Origin of the sequence: Nonomuraea sp. B12E4, from assembly GCF_039871825.1 — a bacterium.
Lineage (GTDB): Bacteria > Actinomycetota > Actinomycetes > Streptosporangiales > Streptosporangiaceae > Nonomuraea.
Window position 1 is genome coordinate 1 of record NZ_JBDPME010000066.1, and the last position, 6,872, is coordinate 6,872.

A 6,872-nucleotide genomic window follows, 5' to 3' on the forward strand; every position below is an offset into this window, starting at 1 on the left:
TCCTCACGCAGGTCGAATACCATCTTGACGGCGCGATCACGCAGCTCTGGGGGATACTTCCTCGGTGCGGGCACGACTCCCAGCCTTCCAGTCTTGGGAGCCTCCAACCAACCCGGGGCAGCTCAGACCGTTGCGCAGCAGCGACACCACCACGCCTTCGAGGCCAAGCAGCAGGGAACGGAAGACCCGCGTTGAGGGAGGGCTGTGGTCCAGGCGCATTATGGCGGCTCGACACCCGACCCTCTCCCATACCCCGCTCACTGTGGCTCCGCAGAAGGCGCCATGTACGGGTCCACTGCATGGAAGCCGGGAGCGCTTTGCTGAGCGCGTGCCTCGGCATACCGCATCGCGATACGACGAGCCGCTCGGAAAGGATCAGACGCCGGATGCCATGCATAGATGACCCGCCGGCGTTCGGCATTCCATCCGGTACGCCACCAAAAGCGCTCACCGTCGCACCATACGACCAGGTCCACCCAGACCGAAACCAGCGCCAGTCCATAACCGTCATGGACATCGGCCTTGATTCCGTCGTGCCGCAAAGCCTCTTGAAGGAGTTCAGCCGACCGGAGGGGATCCGTACTGATCATCATGGGCGCGATCATTTGGCGACCCGCTCAAATAGTACGGAACCCGCCGGGTCGAGATATGCGCGGAAGATATAACGGCTTGACTGGCCGTCCGAACCCGCGCCGAAGTCGAAGACTTTGTGCACGATGCTGCCCCGAATAGAAGCGTCACCCGGCATGCCTCGCATCGCCTTGCGCAGCTCATCCATCGCGGTGGCCTGGAAGGCAGAGGACCCGCACGGTCCCAAGGCGTCGCCTTGCTCCGAGGTGATGCGGACTTCCCATTCGAACCGCTCCTGCGGCGTCTCGGCTGGCCCCGGGCAGTGCAGGCAGTCCTCTTGGGCGGATGCCGCCAGACCCAGCCCCGAAGCCGCTACGTGGCCACGCCGGGTGACGATCTTCCAGCCCCGTCCGTCGCACTCTGTGCATCTGACTGGCGTTGTCATGCCGGACAGCATGGTTGCCGATACCTTTCTTACCTATCCCACGCTGATATACGACGATGGGATATAGGCTCCGCCACACGGCAATGCATCATCCGGGCATGACAAAGCCGGAGGTCAGCAATGCAGAATGGCGCGTTCGACCCAATTGAGCTTCCCACCGTTGTCTGGGAGCAGGAACAAACCCGGGAAATTCTCAGAGAGCGCGACATAGCCGGACTTTTCGCTCTTGCGGTCAAATACGGCGCGAGTCAGGTCCGCATCGGCACCGCCACCGGCCTCGGTCAGCCCCGCGTCAACGCCATCCTGCGCGGCAACGGAACGATCAAAGAACTCGCCGTCATCGAGCGCATCGCCTCTGGCCTACGCCTGCCCGACCACGCCCGCATGCTCCTCGGCCTGGCCCCGCTCGACATCGCCTCACCTACCGGCGACCACGACGACGAACACGAAGAACAAACCACCGAACTCATCAACCGCCTGGACGCCGCCGCAGCCGTCGACCCCACCACGGTCATGATCCTGCGCACCGACACCAACAACCTACGCCTGCTGGACCGCCGTCTCGGAGGCCCCGCCATCGCCGACAAGATGCACGCCCAGATGGCCCAGATCCAGCGAGCCCACCGCCACGCCATCCGCCCCGGCCTACGCGCCCAACTGGCCCATCTACTCGCCGAAACCGCCTCACTCGCTGGATGGCAGGCCATCAACACCCTGGCACTCAACGACGCCTGGACGCACTACGAGCGCGCCAAGGCTGCCGCGTACGAGGCCGACGACGCGGCCTTGGTGGCCTATGTCTCTGGCGAACAGGCGTACGTCCTCATGGAGCTCGGCCGTCCCGGCGAAGCTACCGAACTTCTGCAGCATGTTCACAAGCAGCACCGCGCCCACGTACCGGCTCGCCTCCGCACCTGGCTCTCAGCAGCCGAAGCAGAAGCCGCCGCCATCCTCGGCGACGAGACAGCCTGCCGCGCCGCTCTCGATCAGGCAGCCGCCCTTCTCCCTGAAGGAGACGGCGACCCGGAAATGCCGTACCTGTCCATCAACGCCCACCACATAGCCCGCTGGCGGGGCAACTGTCTCGTACGTTTCGGCGACCCAGACACCGCCGAAGACCTTCGCTCAGCCCTTGTCGGCATGGACGGCACCTACAACAGGGCCGAATCCGGCGTCCGCTGCGACCTCGGCCACGCCCTCCTGGTCGTTGGCGACCCCGAAGCCGCCCAACCCCACATCCAACGAGCTCAGCAACTGGCCACCATGACCGGCAGCCGCAGACAGCGCCGCCGCATCGACGAACTGTCTAAAGCCGTCAACCGCGCCCTCGGCCGTTGAGCCACACCTGAGCCTGAAGCAACCCAATCAACGTCCCTGACGTCCAGATGTCTCCGCGGGCAATCATGCTGGGAACCTCCGCCATCGGAACCCACTCGATCCGATCAGCCTCGACCTCTCCCTCAGGCGAGCCCACCAGCTCGGCGCCGCGCGCCACGAACAGCAGGTGCTCTGCATCTACCATGCCGGCCATCGGTTGATAGCTCACCAGGTGCTCGACGTTCTTCGGCCGGTACCCGGTCTCCTCCTCCACCTCCCGGACGGCGGTCGCTATCGGATCCTCACCGGCCTCGACGAGCCCGCCGGGAAGCTCCCACCCCCAGCGATCGAACACAAACCGATGCCGCCACATCAGCAGCACCTGGTCCTGCTCATTGAGGACGACGGCGATCGCGGCTCGATCCAGATGCACTACGTGATGCTCGAACCGCTCTCCGCCCGGAATCTCCACATCCGCCAGCCCCAATCGGATCCACCGGTTGTCGTAGATCAGCCGTTCTCCATGCACGACCCAGCGCGTCAGTTCAGCGTCGTCAGCCACACCGCGAAGCTACCGTCTCAATCCACTCCGGTACATGGCTTCCCCCTATGGGAGACGCAAGGTGATCGTGTTGTGCTGGATTCACAGCGTTTGTGAGAGCTATCTCCCTCTAGAGCCGACCGCGGCCTGCCGGTCAATGACAGCCGTGCGACTGCTGCCATGCTGTGACTATCTCACGTAAGTGCTTCCAAGTTACCTGGCGGCAAAATAGTTGTTTAGCGTCCTAAAGAGCAATTAGTCATATCAAATACGACTCATCTCGAAGATAGTCGCACCATACAACCACAAAGTGTTCTACAAAGTTGGTAAGGTCTGTCACATAACTTTCGATATCGGTAATCGAGCGACCTGCCTGCTGGAATATCTCATGGTATGCAAGATTCCCGTGAGCAAGATCATTACGGGCGCTAGATAGCTTGGCGAGCGATCCGCTCCAAGATGCGCGAGGAAAAGCAATCCCTGGAAGCCCGTAAATGCCCCAGAGTCTATTGAAATGAGCAGGCTTGAGAGTCTGACCGTCTAGTGGTGGCTGGGCGGATCGAGTAACGATGGGAAAGTCTGCGGTTTCAGGACAAGATTCTAGAGTTGTGGCATAGAACCGCTGTTCCCATAGCTTACTCGAGTCGCTGGTGTCCCTAAGGCTCTCGAACGTCCTGTGCGCAACAAGTTGGCGAACGCTTGGCAATAAACTTCTGATGAGGAGAGCTTCGTCATTCAGTGCCCTATGTGATCGCTGGATCGTAAACCTGGTGAAGGCCTCTAGCTCGGCCATTGAACATATAATAGCGAGCGCGCGAGCATCACGGCCACTAGATGACCAACCATGTGAGTTACCAGCATGGGCGTGCGCAAATGCCAGAAACCGCTTTAGTTCGTCCGTCCTGGCAGTGAAACGTACAGCATGATCCAGAATATCTGAGATCACATTGTCATGCTTCGCCACCGAACAGTTCCTTCGCTCTAGCGAGTCGCCGGATCAGCATTTGTTTCGCGTTACTACCGGCCCCACTTGACGCACGAAGTTCTGAATCATCTTGCCAGCCAGCTGGTGGTGCTACAGGAGTCTTTCCTTCCTGCAGCAGCTCGGCAATGGAGACTAGGCATGCCTCGAACTGTACGACAGGTGTCACGTTAGATCCGGAGCGCATAAATGGCCCGTCGCAGACCTCATGTAGAAAGGAGGTGGCACGGTTGAAAGTCTTCTCTTCGCGCCTGTAATCGAACTCTTTAGTCGCTGCACCCATGTACCGGTTCAGCCATTTTTCAATCTTTCCGTCGAACCTTTCTCGGAAGTTCTTGTAGGCGAAGTACTTCAGAACTTCCTCGATGATCGTTCCATCATGCTGCTGCGTTTGCTTTAGCTTAAGCAAACTGTTGAAACTCTCATCTTCCGCCAGCTTCTCAATAAAGTCGTTGAACTTCCCGCGGTACACGCATGCGCGAACCTCTTGAGGGGTAAGCCGTATGCCACCACGATTGAGTCGTTCGAATACGTCGAAGCGTACGAGAAGATCGCTCTTGTCTGTCAAAGAAATGATCTGTAGTGGCTGGCGGCCAAAATAGACCTGAATATTTCGTGGGAGCTCTGCATAGGAGGCCCCATTCAAGTCGCTGAGTTTTTCAAGTCCCTTGAGGACTAGAGGCGTTTCCCGCCGAACCTTATTAGCGGCTTCATTGTCTTCGGCCAGAAAATGCGCGAGCGTGGAGAGCCGCTGCACGCCATCGACCACTTCCCACTGATAGCCTACATTGGTAGCGACGAAAATAGGCGGCGCGGGCAGGCCAAGAAAAACCGACTCGATGAAGAGCGACTCTCCCTCTTCATCCCATCTGAACTGACGCTGGTACGCCGGCGCGGCATTGAGTTCGCCATCGACCATCATGCGCACTAGCTCCCGAACTGAGAAGTTGTGAACTGCTACGTCCACCTTCTGGCGTTCAGCCGTTAGTTGCTTCTCGAAGTTGTCCGCGAACCCTGGCTCCATGTACAGGAGTCTAGCGCGCAGGGAGATTGTTGGGTAGAGACCCGGCACTTGCTTTCAAAGGCCACGTCTGCGCGCAAGGCGATCTACTGCTAGCTCTCCGCTTGCTTCACGAACGTCATTACATTCTCGCATACGGTACCTTTTTGGTATGCCCGGGCCGAACTATTCAAGCTCGTCAGAATTCGTTTTACCGGAAAAGGCTTTCGGTGCTCAAGTTGCCAGCCGCGACTAGTGAGTTCATCTATGCAGATGTCCCCCAAGGCGACATGGATATCTTTGTAGTAGGAATCCTGTACCACGAGAAGTAGCCTTCCCGAAGGCTTGACGACTCGGCTTATCTCTGTTAGGCCGCAGCTAAGGTCGTAGAGATATTGTTGTGCCTGCTTGAGATAATATCCGGAGGATGCCTTGCTGGTGTGTCCAGAAATACTACTTAGCAGTGCTTTGGCCGTTGGTCCCAACCGCTTCTCGCTGACATTCGGGCCCGATCTAATCAGCGTGGTACCCATCAATTGAGAACGAAGCGTCCGGTCCTTACTTAGGTCTACACCTAGAACCGCGAGTTCGCGGGCGTAAGCAACCGCATAGTCGATGCGAGTCAAGTAGGGGGGTGAGGTAATGACTAGATCGACACTGCTATTACGCATAGGAATGTCGTTAGCAGTAGCAGTGAGGAGCTTCGGCTGCATATCGATGCTAGGAGCATCCGCGAGGCGCTCTATTAGCTTACCCTGTTCGAACAATATAATTTTATCAAGCTCGTCCGGAGACACCTCTATCCGCTCTTCCTCTGACCTTGCCCGCTTCACCCACGTTGGGTTACTTCCTTCGAAGCTTTTGGTGAGTTCACGGACGACACGGAAGAGTGTGATTGCAACAAGAGCTGTTTGGGGTGTTGATATCCCGTCCATTGCTTCGAACCAGTCGCGAATGCGATTAGAAGTAGTCGCAGAAAACCAGGCGTCTAGCGGGTCTGTTGCTGCTCCACGACCTGTAAGCATGAACGGTGATTTGAGTATCTCGCATTGCGAGGTGGCGGCAGCTAGGCTGCGAAAACGGGCAACTAGATTAGCAACAGGATTCAAGTCGATACCGACTGATTTTCTAGCCGCATACTGGGCAGCGAGTGTGGTAGTGCCACTCCCATTCCATGGGTCGAGTACTACGTCCGACTCCACTGTGGCTTTACGAATCTGCTCCTGTGCCCAATCGAATGAAAACCCTGCATAATAGGGAAAAACGTCGGCGAACCCTGCCGTCTCGGTAGGCGGCCTTTTCGGTGACAGCGGCTTGGCGGCTGCCGGCTGGCCAACGTCCGCGAATACGTCAGACATAGCCGTAAGCTCGGGTTCGGACGAGGAGCTATTCACTGGCCTACTTTCGGTCAGCGTGGTACTGCCGTGATCTTATACGAGGTAGATGCTCCATAGTAGAGGCTTTGCTGCGCTTCCCGGAGATCCGGCGTACGTTTTCTCGGGGCAATCAGGGGGGCCTACGTCTGGTTACGGTCGGGCGAAGGAGGATCTGGGCAGGTTCCGCCCCTCCCTCAGGGCCATCCCGTAGCTTGCATGATCTTTGTCTGCGTCGCAGCTTTCGACGCGGGGACCTGCGGTTATCACAGGCGAGTGCTCTGCTTCGCATCTCCCGGCTCCGCCTTCCCTACGTGCTGTCGCGCTCGACAGCGCAGCAACGGGGATCGGCTGATACTCGGTCAGTACCGTTGCTGAATTGTTCTTGTAGGTATCAAGGGGCGGCGGCGCTGCGCGCCGTCGCCCGGCCCTGCGCCTGCCAGCGCGGGCCGGGCGTGCGGCCTGGAGGCCGGTCCCGGCGCGCGCGCAGGACTCCGGGCCGTCGCCGCCCGCCGCCCCCGCCGTACCAACCCGAACGCACCGACCGGGGTTGCCGCGCCGCCGCACAGACACAGCCCTACGATCGCCACTGCATGGCTGGACGCCGTACGTGCTTGGGGGCGATCGACGATCCAGGGTTCGTT

6 protein-coding genes are annotated in these 6,872 nt (G+C 59.0%); 1 reads left to right on the forward strand and 5 read right to left on the reverse strand.

Annotation, left to right across the window (positions count from 1 at the left end; translation table 11 throughout):
- Positions 1-257: 257 nt before the first annotated feature.
- Both ABGB18_RS49085 and ABGB18_RS49090 read right to left on the reverse strand, forming a co-directional pair.
- Positions 258-593: a hypothetical protein gene (locus ABGB18_RS49085; RefSeq protein WP_347702618.1), complete on the reverse strand. Its 336-nt coding sequence runs from the start codon at positions 591-593 to the stop codon at positions 258-260.
- 8 nt (positions 594-601) lie between these two features.
- Positions 602-1,027, reverse strand: coding sequence for a hypothetical protein (locus ABGB18_RS49090; protein WP_347702619.1), 426 nt, complete (start codon positions 1,025-1,027; stop codon positions 602-604).
- A 108-nt stretch (positions 1,028-1,135) separates the two neighbouring features.
- Between ABGB18_RS49090 and ABGB18_RS49095 the strand changes: the two genes are divergently transcribed.
- Positions 1,136-2,353 carry an XRE family transcriptional regulator gene (locus ABGB18_RS49095; protein WP_347702620.1) on the forward strand — a complete coding sequence of 406 codons (1,218 nt, stop codon included), beginning with the start codon at positions 1,136-1,138 and terminating at the stop codon, positions 2,351-2,353.
- Here ABGB18_RS49095 and ABGB18_RS49100 read toward each other — a convergent pair.
- The 3 genes from ABGB18_RS49100 to ABGB18_RS49110 all read right to left on the reverse strand — a co-directional run bounded on the left by ABGB18_RS49100 (position 2,331) and on the right by ABGB18_RS49110 (position 6,213).
- Positions 2,331-2,894 carry an NUDIX hydrolase gene (locus ABGB18_RS49100; protein ID WP_347702621.1) on the reverse strand — a complete coding sequence of 188 codons (564 nt, stop codon included), beginning with the start codon at positions 2,892-2,894 and terminating at the stop codon, positions 2,331-2,333. The two genes, ABGB18_RS49095 and ABGB18_RS49100, sit on opposite strands and share 23 nt — an antisense overlap.
- 929 nt (positions 2,895-3,823) lie before the next feature.
- Entirely contained in the window at positions 3,824-4,879 is a 1,056-nt protein-coding gene (locus ABGB18_RS49105) for a DUF262 domain-containing protein (RefSeq protein ID WP_347702622.1), read from the reverse strand.
- Positions 4,880-4,968: 89 nt separating this feature from the next.
- Positions 4,969-6,213 (reverse strand): DNA methyltransferase, encoded by a 1,245-nt coding sequence (locus ABGB18_RS49110; protein ID WP_347702623.1) that lies wholly within the window; start codon positions 6,211-6,213, stop codon positions 4,969-4,971.
- Positions 6,214-6,872 lie beyond the last annotated feature (659 nt).

Coding starts and splice junctions, on each gene's coding strand:
- ABGB18_RS49090 (WP_347702619.1), bottom strand. CDS start 1,027: ATGCTGTCCGGCATGACAACGCCAGTCAGATGCACAGAGTGCGACGGA.
- ABGB18_RS49105 (WP_347702622.1), bottom strand. CDS start 4,879: ATGGAGCCAGGGTTCGCGGACAACTTCGAGAAGCAACTAACGGCTGAA.
- ABGB18_RS49095 (WP_347702620.1), top strand. CDS start 1,136: ATGCAGAATGGCGCGTTCGACCCAATTGAGCTTCCCACCGTTGTCTGG.
- ABGB18_RS49110 (WP_347702623.1), bottom strand. CDS start 6,213: ATGTCTGACGTATTCGCGGACGTTGGCCAGCCGGCAGCCGCCAAGCCG.
- ABGB18_RS49085 (WP_347702618.1), bottom strand. CDS start 593: ATGATGATCAGTACGGATCCCCTCCGGTCGGCTGAACTCCTTCAAGAG.